Origin of the sequence: Roseimarinus sediminis, from assembly GCF_050433125.1 — a bacterium.
Taxonomy (GTDB): domain Bacteria; phylum Bacteroidota; class Bacteroidia; order Bacteroidales; family Prolixibacteraceae; genus Roseimarinus; species Roseimarinus sediminis.
This window is the reverse complement of sequence record NZ_JBNPXV010000010.1, coordinates 145,859-162,054: the sequence shown is the minus strand read 5'-3', so window position 1 is coordinate 162,054 and position 16,196 is coordinate 145,859. Positions and strand designations below refer to the sequence as shown.

Annotated in this window: 14 protein-coding genes; 10 read left to right on the top strand and 4 right to left on the bottom strand. The window is 45.1% G+C overall.

The window, feature by feature from the left end; translation table 11 throughout:
• The first annotated feature begins 61 nt into the window (after nucleotides 1–61).
• The 4 genes from ftsY to ovoA all read left to right on the top strand — a co-directional run bounded on the left by ftsY (nucleotide 62) and on the right by ovoA (nucleotide 5,354).
• On the top strand, nucleotides 62–1,015 hold the full coding sequence (gene ftsY, locus FHS86_RS13930; protein WP_429414816.1) for a signal recognition particle-docking protein FtsY: 954 nt from the start codon (nucleotides 62–64) through the stop codon (nucleotides 1,013–1,015).
• 204 nt (nucleotides 1,016–1,219) lie between these two features.
• The gene (gene rimO, locus FHS86_RS13925) at nucleotides 1,220–2,512 is read left to right on the top strand and encodes a 30S ribosomal protein S12 methylthiotransferase RimO (RefSeq protein ID WP_429414814.1); all 1,293 of its coding nucleotides are present in this window, start codon (nucleotides 1,220–1,222) and stop codon (nucleotides 2,510–2,512) included.
• A gap of 56 nt (nucleotides 2,513–2,568) precedes the next feature.
• Nucleotides 2,569–3,102 (top strand): GNAT family N-acetyltransferase, encoded by a 534-nt coding sequence (locus FHS86_RS13920; protein WP_429414811.1) that lies wholly within the window; start codon nucleotides 2,569–2,571, stop codon nucleotides 3,100–3,102.
• A 149-nt stretch (nucleotides 3,103–3,251) separates the two neighbouring features.
• On the top strand, nucleotides 3,252–5,354 hold the full coding sequence (gene ovoA / locus FHS86_RS13915) for a 5-histidylcysteine sulfoxide synthase (protein WP_429414808.1): 2,103 nt from the start codon (nucleotides 3,252–3,254) through the stop codon (nucleotides 5,352–5,354).
• 28 nt (nucleotides 5,355–5,382) lie between these two features.
• On the opposite strand, the gene FHS86_RS13910 is transcribed toward ovoA, so the two are convergent.
• Together FHS86_RS13910 and FHS86_RS13905 are read right to left on the bottom strand one after the other, a co-directional pair.
• Complete coding sequence (locus tag FHS86_RS13910) at nucleotides 5,383–6,606, bottom strand: sensor histidine kinase (protein ID WP_429414805.1); 1,224 nt, start codon at nucleotides 6,604–6,606, stop codon at nucleotides 5,383–5,385.
• A 59-nt stretch (nucleotides 6,607–6,665) separates the two neighbouring features.
• Nucleotides 6,666–7,481 carry a class I SAM-dependent methyltransferase gene (locus FHS86_RS13905; RefSeq protein WP_429414802.1) on the bottom strand — a complete coding sequence of 272 codons (816 nt, stop codon included), beginning with the start codon at nucleotides 7,479–7,481 and terminating at the stop codon, nucleotides 6,666–6,668.
• Nucleotides 7,482–7,692: 211 nt separating this feature from the next.
• Here FHS86_RS13905 and FHS86_RS13900 point away from each other — a divergent pair, with 211 nt between their 5' ends.
• Nucleotides 7,693–8,202, top strand: coding sequence for an SPOR domain-containing protein (locus tag FHS86_RS13900; RefSeq protein WP_429414799.1), 510 nt, complete (start codon nucleotides 7,693–7,695; stop codon nucleotides 8,200–8,202).
• A gap of 20 nt (nucleotides 8,203–8,222) precedes the next feature.
• Nucleotides 8,223–10,124, top strand: coding sequence for an amidophosphoribosyltransferase (locus FHS86_RS13895; RefSeq protein ID WP_429414796.1), 1,902 nt, complete (start codon nucleotides 8,223–8,225; stop codon nucleotides 10,122–10,124).
• A gap of 78 nt (nucleotides 10,125–10,202) precedes the next feature.
• Here the strand turns inward: FHS86_RS13895 and FHS86_RS13890 are convergent, their stop codons facing one another.
• Both FHS86_RS13890 and FHS86_RS13885 read right to left on the bottom strand, forming a co-directional pair.
• Nucleotides 10,203–11,162 carry a GNAT family N-acetyltransferase gene (locus FHS86_RS13890; RefSeq protein WP_429414793.1) on the bottom strand — a complete coding sequence of 320 codons (960 nt, stop codon included), beginning with the start codon at nucleotides 11,160–11,162 and terminating at the stop codon, nucleotides 10,203–10,205.
• 36 nt (nucleotides 11,163–11,198) lie between these two features.
• Complete coding sequence (locus tag FHS86_RS13885; RefSeq protein ID WP_429414790.1) at nucleotides 11,199–12,062, bottom strand: 1-acyl-sn-glycerol-3-phosphate acyltransferase; 864 nt, start codon at nucleotides 12,060–12,062, stop codon at nucleotides 11,199–11,201.
• Between the two features lie 280 nt (nucleotides 12,063–12,342).
• Between FHS86_RS13885 and FHS86_RS13880 the strand changes: the two genes are divergently transcribed.
• From FHS86_RS13880 to FHS86_RS13865, 4 genes are read left to right on the top strand one after another with little or no spacing between them, the layout of a single operon-like run.
• Nucleotides 12,343–12,813, top strand: coding sequence for a division/cell wall cluster transcriptional repressor MraZ (locus FHS86_RS13880; protein WP_429414787.1), 471 nt, complete (start codon nucleotides 12,343–12,345; stop codon nucleotides 12,811–12,813).
• Nucleotides 12,806–13,714, top strand: a complete 909-nt coding sequence (rsmH, locus tag FHS86_RS13875) for a 16S rRNA (cytosine(1402)-N(4))-methyltransferase RsmH (RefSeq protein ID WP_429414784.1) — start codon at nucleotides 12,806–12,808, stop codon at nucleotides 13,712–13,714. Before FHS86_RS13880 ends, rsmH begins: the two co-directional genes overlap by 8 nt.
• Nucleotides 13,714–14,055, top strand: a complete 342-nt coding sequence (locus tag FHS86_RS13870; protein WP_429414781.1) for an FtsL-like putative cell division protein — start codon at nucleotides 13,714–13,716, stop codon at nucleotides 14,053–14,055. Before rsmH ends, FHS86_RS13870 begins: the two co-directional genes overlap by 1 nt.
• 6 nt (nucleotides 14,056–14,061) lie before the next feature.
• Nucleotides 14,062–16,170, top strand: coding sequence for a penicillin-binding protein (locus tag FHS86_RS13865; RefSeq protein ID WP_429414778.1), 2,109 nt, complete (start codon nucleotides 14,062–14,064; stop codon nucleotides 16,168–16,170).
• The last annotated feature ends 26 nt before the right edge of the window (nucleotides 16,171–16,196 follow it).

The window sequence follows — 16,196 nt, the reverse complement described above, 5'->3', positions numbered from 1 at the left end:
AATGAGCTGTGATTGGCTCATTTTAGGTGAACTTGACTTATATTGCAGAAAATTTTTTCACATGGGTATTTTCGGAAGTTTTACATCAAAGAAAAAAGAAAGTCTCGATCAGGGGCTGAGTAAAACCAGAGAGAGTTTTTTTGGAAAACTCTCAAGGGCAGTGGTCGGTAAATCGAAAGTAGATGATGATGTGCTCGATCATCTCGAGGAAATATTAATTACCTCCGATGTGGGAGTCGATACCACCATTAAAATTATACGAAGGATAGAAGAACGGGTTGCCCGCGACAAATATGTTGGCATTAATGAGTTAAATAGCATTTTGCAGGAAGAAATTGCTGCACTGCTCGAAGAAAATCATTCATCCGACAGTGCCGAATTCGACCTGCCCGAAACCGAATCACCTTATGTGATCATGGTGGTTGGTGTTAACGGTGTTGGCAAAACTACCACCATCGGTAAACTGGCGCATCAGTTTAAAATGGCCGGTAAGAAAGTCGTAATAGGTGCTGCCGATACTTTTAGAGCAGCTGCCATCGACCAGCTCGAAATATGGGCCCAAAGGGTTGATGTGCCTTTGGTGAAGCAAAAAATGGGTTCCGACCCGGCCTCGGTAGCCTACGATACGGTGGCTTCGGCTAAAGCCACGGGAGCCGATGTGGTAATTATTGATACAGCCGGTCGCCTGCATAACAAAGTCAACCTCATGAATGAGCTGACCAAGATCAAGCGTGTCATGCAAAAGGTGGTTCCCAATGCCCCGCACGAAGTCTTGCTCGTTCTCGACGGATCGACCGGACAGAATGCATTTGAACAGGCCAAACAGTTTACGCTGGCCACCGAGGTAACTGCACTCGCACTTACCAAACTCGATGGGACTGCCAAAGGAGGCGTGGTGATCGGCATCTCCGACCAGTTTAAAATACCGGTAAAATACATTGGCATTGGCGAGAAAATGGAAGATTTACAGGTTTTCCGCCGTAAGGAATTTGTCGAAACTTTTTTTAGTAAATAATTAATGAAGAGTTGCCAGATGGGCACCTGCCTGCTTGTTAACGGCTAATGGGCTGTTATAAAGCCTGTAGTTGTTATGCGATCAGACAACAGTCCTTAGCCTGAAACGACCAAACAATCCATTTTTTTTAAACTCCTCTTCGTTAGGATTGTTTCCTCTTACTGTAGTTCTAAACATTGAAAATCTATCAGAATGCTTAAAACCATGTCACTTAAAACAGTGAACATCATAACCCTGGGATGTTCAAAGAATCTGGTCGATTCGGAACATCTCATGCGCCAGTTTGAAGCCAACGGTTTTGTTGTAAAACACGACAACAACGACCCGGCCGACATCATCATTATCAATACCTGCGGATTTATTCTCGATGCCAAGGAGGAGTCGATCGGCATGGTAATGGATTATGTGAATGCAAAAAACAACGGCGACATCAGCAAGCTTTATGTCATGGGCTGTTTGTCGGCACGTTATCGCGAAGAGCTCACTGCCGAAATACCCGAAGTAGACCGCTTTTTTGGCAAGTTCGATTTTGATGCCATCATCGATGAGCTGGGCATCCAGAAACGTAAGGATTTGCTCTTCGACCGGCAGTTAACCACTCCTTCGCACTTTGCCTACCTTAAGATAGCCGAAGGCTGTGACCGCACCTGTGCCTTTTGCGCCATCCCGCAGTTTACAGGTAAACACAAGTCGGTACCCATCGAAAACCTGCTTATCGAAGCCGAATTACTTGCCCGAAAAGGTGTGAAGGAACTTTTGCTTATTTCGCAGGAATTGACCTATTATGGCATCGATTTGTACAAAGAACGAAAACTGCCCGAACTAATCGAACGGCTTTCCAAAATTAAGGGTATTGAATGGATCAGGCTACACTATGCCTATCCTACCAATTTTCCTTATGAATTGCTCGAGGTGATCAAAAACAATCCAAAGGTGTGTAAATATCTCGACATGCCTTTGCAGCATATCTCAACGAATGTGTTGAAGAACATGCGACGCAACATCAGTGAAAAACAAACACGCGACCTGGTGGCCAAAATCAGAAAGGAACTTCCCGGCATGGCCCTGCGTACCACCATGCTCGTTGGTCACCCCGGTGAAACAGAGGCCGATTTTGAAGCTTTGCTCGACTTTATTCGTACGGTCCGCTTCGACCGACTGGGTGTTTTTCCTTATTCTCACGAAGATGACACCTACGGATTCCGCAGCTTTGAGGATGAAATTCCTCAGGAAGTGAAAGAAGAACGGGCGGCCAGGGTGATGGAAGTACAGCAGGCCATTTCGGAAGAGATTGCTGCTCAAAAAGTGGGGCAGACCCTGAAAGTGCTCATCGACCGGAAAGAAGGGGAATACTTTGTCGGACGTACCGAATTTGATTCGCCTGAGGTGGATGGTGAAGTGCTTATCAGGGAAGAAGAAATCGAAGTAGGACAATTTTATCAGGTTCGCATTACAGGATCCGATCAGTTCGACCTTTATGGAGTGACGGTAGCTTAAAACATTTTTCAGTGCCGGCTGTTTTACAATATGATGTTTAACCCCGTCACGATTAAATGGAGCTATTCAAAGCAAATCAGAAGCAGTATGCGCTTTACCGAAGCCAACTGGTAGATCTTTATGTTGAGGCCTTTATGCTGGGCGATGCCTTTCAGTACATCGACAGGAATGAAGCGTACGACTATTTTGATCGTATAGCCGGCATGGGCGAAATCGTCCTGGCCACCGCATCGACCTCACTGAAAGGTGCACTGCTGGCTGTTCCACTCTCGTTTGATGAATTAGTACCCGAAAGCATTTCAAAGCATTTCCTGGTAGAAAGGTCGGTTTATATTGCCGAATTGATGGTGAAAGCCGACACACGCGGTCAGGGAACCGGAAGTCAGTTGCTTCACTTCTTTCTTGAGAATACCCAAAGCCACATTTACCACGATGCCTTCATCAGAGTTTGGACAGAAAATGAGGCCGCAATGCGCCTTTATCGCAAGGCAGGTTTTGTGCCACTTGCCAGCATTGTACAAGCTAAATGGAAAGCCGATCGGAGTGGAATGTTCGATTTTCACAAAACCTATTTGCACCGGAAGCTCTGAAGAACGTTTAGCATGTTTAAAAAGGCTATTTATGGGGGTAAACAGTAAAATTGATATTTAAGTAATTTGAGAATGAAAACAACTTGTAAGAAGTAATGTTTCACTTATTAATCAATTGTAAAACAGCTTTAGCCTAAATGATGAATCTCATGGAAGAACTGATTACTGCAACGCCCGATCTGCTCAATGGTGAGCCCATTGAAAAGAAGAAGATCATTAAGGCCGGTTTCGAAAAAACCTATGCCCTCGATGAAAAACTATACGGCTTGTTAAAGAATGATGAAGCTTTTTATCAGCGGGCCGATCCCTTGCGTCATCCGCTGATCTTTTATCTGGGGCATACTGCGGTTTTCTATATCAACAAACTGATACTTGCCGGTTTGATCGATCAGCGCATCAATCCGCATTTTGAGTCGATCTTCGCGATCGGTGTCGACGAAATGAGCTGGGACGATTTGAATGAACAGCACTATAACTGGCCTGCGGTGCATGAAGTGTGGGAATACCGGAAGCAAGTGAAGGATTTGCTCCTTTCGGTCATTGAGCATACGCCACTTCACTTGCCGGTTGACTGGAATAATCCATTCTGGATCATCATGATGGGGATTGAACACGAACGTATTCACATTGAAACCTCGTCGGTATTGATCAGGCAATTGCCGCTTTCGATGGTCAACCAGGGGGCTTTTGGTTCAGTTTGTGAAGCGGCCGGTATGGCTCCCGAAAATGAATTCCTACCGCTTGAGGGCGGGGTGGTGAAACTCGGAAAAGCCTACAATCACCGCTTTTATGGCTGGGACAATGAATATGGATCGTTCGAAGAAAAAGTACCTCCTTTTAAAGCCGGCAAAATGCTGGTTTCAAATGGCGAATTTCTTCAATTTATAGAACACAAAGGCTACCAGCAACAGAAATACTGGACCGACGAAGGTTGGGCCTGGTGCACTTATGAAAAGGCAACGATGCCCCGTTTCTGGCGAAAAAATGAAACGACCTATGCTTTGCGTCTGGTCGATCGGGAAATTGATATGCCCTGGAACTGGCCGGCTGAGGTAAACTATCTCGAGGCAAAGGCATTTGCCAACTGGAAAAGCGAACAAAGTGGAGCCACATTCCGTTTGCCCACCGAAGCGGAATGGCAGTTGATGGCACAACAAAATAAGGTGTCCGATAAAGAAGTGATGGTCGATGAAGGAAATATTGGTCTGCTCGATTTCGCATCACCTTGTCCGGTAGACCGGCACCGGCATGGCGATTTTTACGATCTGGCCGGTAATGTCTGGCAGTGGACCGAAACGCCCATTACCGGTTTTCCCGGCTTCAAAGTACATCCCATGTACGACGATTTTTCAACGCCAACCTTCGATGGGAAGCACAATCTGATCAAGGGAGGGTCCTGGATTTCGACCGGCAATGAGGCCACCTTCCATGCGCGTTACGCGTTCAGGAGGCATTTTTATCAGCATGCTGGTTTCCGGCTGGTGCAATCCGATTTTCCGCTTGTAATAAGAGAAGATGTTTACGAAAGCGACGAGGAAGTGGCCCGGGCCTGCGTCTTCGACTTTGCTGAACCACCTTCGCCTTTTGTCAATCATCCAAAGGAAATGGCTCAACTGCTCATCGCTTTGCTGAAAGACAAAAAGGATGCAAAGGTCCTCGACCTGAACAGCAATACCGGACGTTGCGTTTTTGAGCTGGCAGCCCATGTTCAAAGTGTGACAGGCCTTGACTTCTCGGCTCGCTTCGTTAAAATGGCTACTGCCATGAAGGAGCGGGGCTTTGTGCGTTTTATCAGCCGCGATGAGAATGAACTGGTACATTATAACGACATCAGCCTTGTTGATCTTGGTTTACAACCAACCGACAACATCCGTTTTATGCAGGCCGATGCCAATAATCTGAAAAGCTTTTATAGGGCGTACGATCTGATTCTGGCCGATCAGCTGCTCGAAGAACTTTACGACCCCTTGAAGTTTCTCGAGGGCATTCACGAGCGGCTGAATAGTAAAGGAATACTTGTATTGTCGTCGAATTACGACTGGCTTGGAGCCGGATTAAAAAGGGAACTGTGGCCTGGTGGTTTTAAAAAAGATGGTGAACCTGTTACTTCGTTCGACGGCATTGCCCGGGTGTTGGGCCGTCATTTCGAACTGCAGGGCGAGGCGATCGATCATCGGGTGATCAAACCCTTGTCGTCGCGCACTTATACTTTCTCCGTAAATCAAACCACCGTTTGGAAAAAGAAAGCATAAAGCTGCGATTTGGTGGCAGAGGCAGGCTTTATGTTGAAGCTTTGCCTTCTGCTTCTTTTTTTATGTTGAAGAAAAAGGTGGTTTTAATATCGGGCTCCGATTCAATGCGAATGCTTCCACCCATGTTGTTGACAATGCGTTTGACGACCGAAAGTCCAATGCCGGTCGATTCCATTCCAAACTGATCTTTTTTAACAGCTGTGTTAAACAGCTCAAATACCATCTCGAGTTTGTCGGCGGGGATGCCTGTTCCATTATCGCTAATACTGAAATGATAAAAAGAACGATCTTCCCGTAAATCAATTTCGATTACCGGTATGCTTTTGTTGTTGTAACGCAGGCTGTTGCCAAGTAGGTTCATGAAAATCTGAGTGAGTGCGCTGCGGTTGGTATGGATGGTATGATGGAGTGGATAAGTGATTTTTGCGTGCGTTGGAAAGTTGATGAGCTGCAGCAGGGATTCAAAAAAATCGGGCAGGAAAATGGCTTCGGTTTTTAACTGACTTAAAGACTCACTGCGATAATAATCGAGGATGCCTTCTATTATGCGTTTTAGCTTGTACGAGGTGTTGTTGATCGTATCGAGCAGTTTAGCTCCTTTATCGTCAACGCGATCACCATAGTTCATTCTAAACAGCTCGATGTAGGAAATGATGGTCGACAGGGGAGATCGCAGGTCGTGGCTGACAATGGATGCAAATTTATCGAGATTACTATTTCTTTCTTCAAGTTGACTGCGAATGCTTCTGAGCTGTAAATTGCTTCGACGTAATTCAAAAAGTTTGCCGGCTTGTTTTGCCAGTATTATCAAAGCATCAATCTGCCCTCTTGTTAATTGCCGGGGGCGCTGATCAACGATGCAGAGTGTACCCAGTGCAAATCCTTCGGGATTGATCAGTGGTATACCCGCATAAAAAACCACATGGGGCGAACCGGTTACCAGCGGATTGTCGTGAAAGCGTTCATCTTTACGTGAATCGCGCACTATAAGTGGTTCCCCCTGCGAATGAATGGTATGGGCACAAAAGGCTACATCGCGGGGAGTTTCACTTTGCTCCAGACCTACTTTCGACTTGAACCACTGGCGCTTTTCATCGATAAGACTGATGTACGAAACCGGCGTTTGGCATATTTCAGATGCCAGCCTGGTTATGTTGTCCAATTCTTCTTCGGGCAGTGTATCCAGAATTTCGTATTCCTTAAGCGCCTGCAGTCGTTCTTTTTCGTTATATGGTAGCTTGGACTCTTGCATTTCTTTTTTGATTAAACATTGCTAAACAAGCTTTCGGTGCAATATGGCTGTTCGCTTTTCTATTCTGTCTTTGTCGCCTTCAGTGCATAAACCATCGGAATTTTTCCGGCCAGGTGCTGAATTTGAAATTGTCCGGGCTGCACTTCGATGGTTTGATTAAAACAATTGTATGGTGAATAATCAAACTCATTGAAAACAGTGAGCTTTAGCTGGTGGTTCATGAGTTGCTGAAGTACATCGCTTAACGGATGGTTCCACGAAACCGACAGGTTTTTTAGCTGGCTGCCACCATCGGTATAGGTTCCGCTTTGTTCTTCAACTATTATTTCGCGGTTAAAGTAACTGTACGCTATTTTACTGAACTGATCATCGTACATCCAAACAAAAGGATGGAATTCTGCCATCACAAAAGTACCACCAGGCATTAAAAAGTGACTGACAATTTCGGCCCATTTCTCCAGATCGGGCAACCAGCCAATGGTGCCGTACGATGTAAATACCATGTCGAATTGCTGATCGAGATGTTTTTTAAGCTCATATACATCACAACAAACGAAAGTGCATTGCTGTTCGGTTTGAAGGGCCAGTTCACGGGCAGTTTCAATGGCTTTATCTGAAAAATCGACCCCTGTAACCTTTGCACCCATTCGGCTGAGTGAAATACTGTCCTGCCCGAAATGACATTGTAAATGCAGGATGCGTTTGCCCGAAACATTGCCAAGCAGTTGTTTCTCAATAGCGTTGAGTGAGTTTCGCCCCTTTAAAAATGATTGGTTATCATAAAATTCGGATGCCAGGTGGATGGGTGTTTTATTGTTCCAGAGCTTACGGTTAATCGAAAGATAGTTGTTTTCTGCGTCTTTATTTTTCTCCATAGTTTCTAAAGATAACTTTAATTTTTAATTCGAAGTAAATTCTTAATACAAGCGATGTTATACTGGCAGTAAAGGTTTAAAAAACCGTAATGCTGCTGTTGTTTCAGGCGTGATAAAATACTAGCTGTTGCATCTTATCGTTTCTATAATAATTCAATTATCTTTGTTGCGTCAGGGTGCATTTGAGATTATGTTTATCAATACACTGAAAATGAGAGTAGTAATTTTGTTTTTCTGGGTGAGTTTCATGGCGTTGGGTATCGCCCGGGCGCAAAGGGCCCCTGTAATAAATTCTGGTTTTAATCTTCAAAACGATAGCATTCAGCTAAGCATTGCCTCCGACAGTTCACGCAATTCAATCAATGGGACCTGGAGCGCTTTGTCGGTCCAGGCTGATCAACGAATCAACGATTTGCTTGAAATAAGCAAGGAAGAAAGCATACGAAAGGGAGGAATGGACGGTTTTCGTGTTCAGATTTATCAGGGCAATAAAGAACGTTCCTATCAGTTAAAGTCAAGTTTCCTCTCAAAATATCCCGATTACGAGGTGTATATAATTTTCCAGACTCCTGACTTCAGAGTGAGGATCGGTGATTTTCGTAGTCGCAGTGAAGCATTAAAATTAAAACAAAAAATAGAAAAGGATTTTCCCAATCCCTTCATCGTTAACGATGTGGTTAATTTTCCGGATGCCATACAGGAAGTGGAAAAAGGGGATTGAAATGAACAACAGCTTTATTTATGAGTGAGCAAATTAAGCACGAGTGTGGAGTCGCAATGATCAGGCTGCTGAAGCCGCTATCGTATTATAAGGAAAAGTATGGAAGCTGGATGTATGGCCTGAATAAGCTGTACCTGTTAATGGAAAAGCAGCACAACCGGGGGCAGGATGGTGCAGGTCTGGTTTCTCTGAAAATAGACAATACGCCTGGAGAAGAATACCTCGACCGACTACGTTCAGTGAAATCGAATCCGATTATCGATTTGTACGATCAAATATTCAAGCATTATAAAAAGGTTGAAAAGAAGAAGTTGGATAAGTTCAACGATCCGGAATGGGCCAAAGAGCACCTTCCTTTTGCAGCCGAAGCTTACCTGGGACATCTTCGCTACGGTACCTTCGGTCGTAATTCGGTTGAGTTTGTCCATCCGGTGATGCGACAGAACAACTGGCGTTCGCGAAACCTGGTACTTGCCGGCAATTTTAACCTGACCAATACCGACGAACTGTTTGACCGCCTGGTTGAACTGGGGCAGCACCCCAGTGCCTATACCGATACGGTAACTGTACTGGAGAAAGTGGGGCATTTTCTCGATATGGAAAATGAATTGAAATTCAGGCAGTACAAAAACGAAGGGTTTTCGAACCGGGAAATCTCCCCCTTGATTGAGCAAAACCTCGACATCCAGAATATTCTTGAGAATGCATCGCGCGACTGGGACGGCGGTTATGCAATAGCCGGCATGGTAGGACATGGCGATCTGTTTGTAACTCGCGATCCATGGGGTATTCGTCCGGCTTTCTATTATCACGACGATGAAATAGTGGTGGTGGCTTCAGAGCGGCCGGTTATTCAAACGGTGATGAACGTGAAATACCATCAGGTACAGGAAGTGAATCCTGGTGAAGTTTTGATTGTTAAAAAAGATGGGCGCATTGAAAATAAAATGGTGCGCGTACCGCATCAGCGAAAGGCCTGTTCGTTTGAGCGGATTTATTTCTCGAGGGGCAGCGATCGCGATATTTACATCGAACGCAAAAACCTGGGACGTTATCTTGCGCCAATTATTCTTGAAAAGGTCAACTACAATTTTCCCGATACTGTTTTTTCCTACATTCCCAATACGGCCGAAACCTCGTTTTACGGGATGATGGAAGGAGTTCGTGAGCATTTGCTCGACTGGAAGAAAAAGCAGATCAAAGCGTTGAACGGTAATATGACCGAAGAAAAAATAGCAGAGATCATTTCAGTTGAACCCCGAATGGAGAAGATTGCCATTAAGGATGCAAAACTGCGAACATTTATTGCCGGCGAAAGCGGACGCAACGATCTGGTAGCGCACGTTTACGATGTAACTTATGGCGTTGTAAAAAACAATGAAGATACCCTGGTGGTAATCGACGATTCGATTGTGCGTGGTACCACGCTCAAACAAAGTATTCTGCGGATACTCGACCGCCTGAATCCTAAAAAAATCATCATTGTGTCGTCGGCACCGCAAATACGTTACCCCGACTGTTATGGAATCGACATGGCACAGCTGGGCAAGTTTGCTGCCTTTAACGCAGCCATCGAACTGCTTAAAGATACAGGACAGGAAGCCGTTATTGAAGCGGTTTATAAAAAATGTTACGAGCAGCGCAATCTGCCCAAAGAGGAGATTGTTAACTATGTGAAGGAAATTTATAAGCCGTTTACTCCCGAACAGGTCTCAGATAAAATAGCTGAGATGCTGAAGCCCGACGATTGTGTTGCTGAGGTGGAACTGGTTTATCAAACTGTTGAAAACCTGCACCGTGCCTCACCAGAGCATACCGGCGACTGGTATTTTACCGGCGATTATCCAACGCCGGGAGGAAACAAGGTGGTGAATACTTCATTCATACTTTATTACGAAGGGAAAGATGGCCGGGCCTATTAAAACCGGTAGAAAGCAAACATAAAAAAACAGGGCAATCGATTTTTCGATTGCCCTGTTTCTTTATGTATTGTTTCGTTTCTAATGGTTTACGACCATCGAAGTGTTTCCTTTCGACGAAAGATAGGTTTCGATGTGTCTGTCTTTCTTGGCTTCGTAAATGTCGTCGATGGTAAGAATGATCCCGGTTTCTTCAACATTGCCAAAATGATCGTTCACCGAGGTGCCAAAGGTTTTCATCGTGGGCGAAAGGTTCATGTAGGCATTGACCAGTGGTGGAATGTTCTCGCCTAATTCACGCACGTTTTTCGACAGAATTTTATAGTCTTCCTTGAAGTCGGCACCATTGTAGGCTGCTTCTATAGAAGTGAAATCAAAATCGAGCCGGAATTCTTTTTTGGGAAATACCAATTCTTCGTGATCATTAAAATGCTTACGCAGGAAATAAAGAATGTGGTTGCGGGCTTCGATATTGAAATGGGTATACATGGTTACTTTGCCAAAGAAATACTTCATCTCGGGATGGTCGACCGTAAGTGCTCCCAGTCCGTCCCACAAGTTGTCGAGTGCAAAGAGTGCCTTTGCTCCCGCTTTACTGCTCTGGTATTCGGGTTGTACAAACGAACGTCCCAGCTCGATGGTAAGTGGCAAGTATTCCGATTTAAATTTCTCGGTGAAGTGAAACATGCGTGCAGTAGCCAGATTGGGTTCGCCACTGGCATTGTACGAAAGCTGATCACACAATATATAACGGTAACCTCCAAGGATCTCCTTCGCATCAGGATCCCAAACAATCAATTGCTTATAGGGAACTTCAGCAGTGTCGTAACTGTCAATATCGCTCGCTTTTCCGGTGCCACCACCAGCTTGTCTGAATGTAATCTCTCTTAATCTGCCAATTTCTTCCATAATATTGGGAGAATCGTTGGCCGTGATAATGAAAATCTTATTGCCCCCTTTGTTCGTATCTCTCATGAACTTATCTGAAGTAAGTTCTGCTTCAATAAGATCGGTTGGTACTTTGGAAATGATTTCCTTCATGATATTTAATTTTCAGAATTTACAAATATATGCAGATTAATCGACCTCGGAAAATCTCCCTTCCTTTGTGGTGGGAAGACGGTAAACAAACCTTTTAACCCGGTCGGCCCATTCGATCGGACGTACCGTGCGATTGAAAGTCTTGTATGAAATCGCTTGTCCAAAATGTATTTTAAAAGCCTTGTTTTGATGCTTGTACAACTCATCAACAAGGTACATCATTTCAATGTTGAATTTTATGTTTAGTATTTTTCTGATTTTAGCCAGATTGTAAAATTTGTTGGTATTTCGGCCTTCAAAGTAAATGGGGACGATGTCCAGCTGGTGTTTTACCGCCTTCTGAATAAAATGTTTTTGCCACTGCAAATCAACAATTTTACCATCGATTTTGCGTGAACATAAACCTGCCGGGAATATCAACACATGATCATCCGATTGATACAATTCTTCAACCGCCCCAATGGAATCACGGGCCTGACCGCCTACTTTGTTTACCGGAACAAACCAGTCGGCAAGGGGCGTGATGGCCATTAAAAAATCATTGATGATGACCCGTGTAGGGCCGCCTTTCTCATTCAGCAACTTAAGCAATATCACCCCGTCGAGCCCTCCCAGCGGATGATTTGATACAAACATATAACGTCCTTCACGCGGAATATTCTCCTCGCCATGAATTTCAAACTTTATGTTTAAGTTGTTGATTACCTCATTGATAAAGGGGATGCCTTTAAGATGACCCGCTTCCCGAAGAAAGTCGTTGATCTGATTTATGTGTAGTATTTTACCCAGCCAACGGTACATGAAGCCCGGAAGGCGTTTCGCCAATTGTTTGTTTTTGCTGCCAACCACTTCCCTCAAATCAATGGGTTGAAATGCCTGACGATTGTTTTCCCCTTCCATTCGCAAAAATTTAGCGCCGAAAAATAATAATTTTTTTAGGATATGCACCCGATTCGGCCAATAAGCTTTTATTGACTGCCGTATTTGTCAGGTCTTAGTTTATTGTTCAACAGCATCAAGCAGCTCATGCAGTGTTTTTTGTGCTTGTTTAATGTGGTTATAAACAGAATGTTGATAAGTTTTTGTGGAAATTGGGTGGAATGGGGTGTAATAAAGTGGATTAAAATTGTAATAAAGTGGAATATGTCTTATTTTTGAATTGGATAAAAACTCAACAAAGATGTCTGAATTTTCCGGTCAATACAATGCAACAGTCGACGACAAGGGACGTGTCGTGCTTCCTGCTGCGTACAAGCGTGAGCTGGGAATGGTTGCCGATCGAAGCATTGCAGTTGAGCATGATCCTTATGAGCAATGTCTTAATCTGTATCCTTTGCCGGCATGGCAGGAACGGGTGGCCATGGTGAAGTCGCGCTTAAATCCCAACGATCCGCGGCAGAGTCGTGTGCTGGATCAGTTTTATCAGCGCTTTGTTAAGATATCAGTGGCTGAAAATGGTCGCTTGAATATTCCCAATGCATTTCTGCGCAAGGTTGGAATTGTTAAAGATGTTGTATTTACCGGACAGGGCGACCGTATCAGGTTGTGGGAAGCAGTGGCTTATCAGGCTACGCTGTTGCCCGACGAAGATTATACTTCAATGTTTGAAGAATTTATGGGTGGGTCATTAAATGGAGGAGCGCATGAATAGTGAATATCACATACCGGTTTTATTGGAAGAGTCGGTTGCCGGCCTGTCCATACAGCCCGGCGGGGTTTATGTTGATGTGACCTACGGGGGTGGCGGCCATTCAAAAAGGATCTTGGAGTGTTTGAAGGATGGTCGGCTGATTGCTTTCGATCAGGATGTGGATGCAGCAGCCAATGTTCCCGATGACGAGCGGCTTATTTTTGTGCAGCACAATTTCAGGTACCTGAAAAACTTTCTACATTATTATGGTATTGAAAAAGTCGACGGAGTGTTAGCCGATCTGGGTGTTTCGTCGCACGATTTCGATGAGGCTGAACGTGGCTTTTCTTTCCGTTTCGATGCAGCACTCGATATGCGTATGAATCAAAGTAGTGAGTTGACTGCCGCCAGGGTTGTGAACGAATACAGTGAGGCTGAGCTGGTAAAAATACTGGGGCAGTACGGTGAGTTGAAGAATGCACGCAAAACGGCTGCTGTGATTGTTGCGGCCCGTGAGCAGGCGCCCGTTGATACAACGGCCCGTTTGCGCGATGTGCTGGCAGCGCTGGTGCCTCAAAAAGCAGCATCGAAATACCTGGCAAAGGTTTTTCAGGCTTTGCGGATTGAAGTGAACCAGGAGCTTGAGGTACTCAGAACCTTGCTTGCCGATGTGCACGATGTGCTCAGGCCCGGTGGACGCCTGGTGGTAATCAGCTACCATTCGCTCGAGGATCGGCTGGTGAAAAACTACATTAACAATGGCAGTTTCGGAAAGGAAGTGGAAAAGGATTTTTACGGAAACAGGCAGACCCTGTTTACGCCCGTTGGAAAAAAACTGGTGGTCCCCGATGAAGATGAAATTTTAAGAAACCCCAGGGCACGCAGCGCAAAACTGCGTATCGCTGAAAAAAATAAGCAGTAATGGCCAACAGTAGCAACAAACGCTCGAAGATAGGAGTCAGGCAGGTTTTGCTTGGCAGTATCTTTCTGAACAAGGAGGTGTTGCGCTGGTTGCCGGTGGTTGGAATGCTTGCGCTGATGGGTTTGTTAATGATTTCGAACCGCTTTAGGGGAGAAAAAATCTTGCGCGAAATGGTGGTCATTCAGGAGGAAGTGAAAGACTTGCGCTCCGAAGCAGCCACGGTTGAAGCAGAACTGATGAATAGGAGTCGCTATTCGAAAGTATTGGAAGAAGTAAATGAACGGGGTTTGGGGCTTGTTCGTCCCGAGAAACCTCCGGTTAAAATAAAAGTAAAACGATAAATGGATTTGCGCCGCATCATATTGGCCCGTTATGCATTGCTTTTGGCAGTTGTGTTGCTATTCTCGGTAGCCATTGCCGGACGCATTATATATATACAACTTACCACAGCCGATAAATGGGAAGGACGTTTGCAAACCCTCGAAAATAAAACAGAAATAGTTCAGGGAAATCGCGGAAACATTTGCAGTACCACTGGCAGGGTGTTGGCTACTTCGGTTCCTTTTTATGAAATCAGATTCGATTTGGCTGCCCCGGGGGTAAAGAAAATTTTCAATGCCGAAATTGACGCCCTTTCCACCGAATTGGCAAAGGTATTCCCCGATCGTTCGCGCTGGCAGTTTAAAAGTCAGCTGAGTGAGGCCTACCGAAAAGGTTCCAGGTATCACCTGGTTCATCCCCGCAAGGTGAATTACGATGAATTGAAACGAATTGAGCAATTCCCGATTTTTAAACACGGACCCTACGGTGGTGGCTTTATTGTTGAACAGGAATACATTCGGTTTACACCTCACGGATCGCTGGCTTACCGCACCATTGGACTGATGAATAAAGGCGCTTATGGCGGTGAACATGGCAGCATGGGAATTTCGGGAATCGAAGCCCAGTACGAAGGCTATTTAAGGGGAGAAGACGGGCTGATGCTTCGCCAGAATCTGTCAGGGCGTTGGGTGAACATTAGTGCGATTGAGCCTCAAAACGGTAAGGATGTAATTACCACCATCGACATTTATTTACAGGATGTTGTTGAGTCGGCTTTGCACAGGCAATTGGTTAAAAGCAAGGCTGAATATGGAAGTGCCGTACTCATGGAGGTTGAAACCGGAAAAATAAGGGCCATCGCGAACCTCGGTCTTCAGGGGGACCAATACACCGAAATATACAATTATGCCATTGGTCACGAAGGCAGCACCGAGCCCGGTTCTACCTTTAAGCTGATTTCGCTGATGATTGCCATGGATGAAGCCCGTGTTGATACTTCCGATATTTATGATGTGGAAGATGGTAAGTGGAAGATTTACGATAAAACCATTTACGATAGCGACTACGGTTATGGTGAGCATGGAAAAATGACCGTGAAAGAAATTTTCGAGCATTCATCGAATGTGGGCATTGCAAAAATTGTTACTGAAAAATATGAGGGACGCGAACGTGAATTCATCGATCGACTTTATAATCTGGGACTGAATCAGCCACTGGGCACCGGATTTCGCGGCGAGGCTACTCCCTATTTGAAATACCCGAGCGATAAAAACTGGTGGGGAACTTCGCTGGCTTATATATCGCATGGTTACGAATTACAATTGTCGCCACTTCATGTTTTGACTTTCTACAATGCAGTTGCTAACGATGGGAAGATGATGAAACCCATGCTGGTTGAGGCGGTTCAGAGCAATGGGCGTCGCATCAGGGAGTTTAAGCCCGAAGTAATGAAAAGTGCTATTTGCTCTGATGCAACCCTTGGAAAACTACAGGACCTGCTCGAAGGGGTTGTTGAAAATGGTACTGCCCGAAGTTTGAAAACGCCGCTGTATGCTTTTGCCGGTAAAACCGGAACGGCAAAAATACTGGACGTCGAGACCGGCTATACACACCGTAAATATCGTGCCTCATTTGCCGGATATTTTCCGGCCGATCATCCAAAATATTCATGCATCGTGGTGATTTCGGAACCCAAAGGTTCTTTCTATGGTGGATCGGTGGCTGGTCCGGTATTTCGCGAAATTGCCGATTGCGTTTATACCACCGATTTATCGCTCGACATTGCACAAAATAAAAGTGAAACGAAAAACAATGCTCCTCACTTGCTTAGCGGCTTAGTGAACGAAACCAAAATTGTATGCGAGGAGCTGAATATTCCGGTAGAAATGGTACAAAGCGATGCCGACTGGGTGCAAACCCGATCGGCAGGTGAAACCCTGTCGTTGCAGGCGAAGCGTTTGGTCAGTTTAAACATGCCCGATGTGGTGGGTATGGGGGCAAGCGACGCACTGTTTCTGATCGAAAAAGCCGGAATGAAAGTTAAGTTGAAAGGAGTGGGGAAGGTGCGCAAGCAATTTCCACTGCCGGGTGCTGCCTGCCGAAAGGGGCAACTGGTTTACCTCGATCTTGGCTAATTTGAATATTGCAACAGTAGAACAAA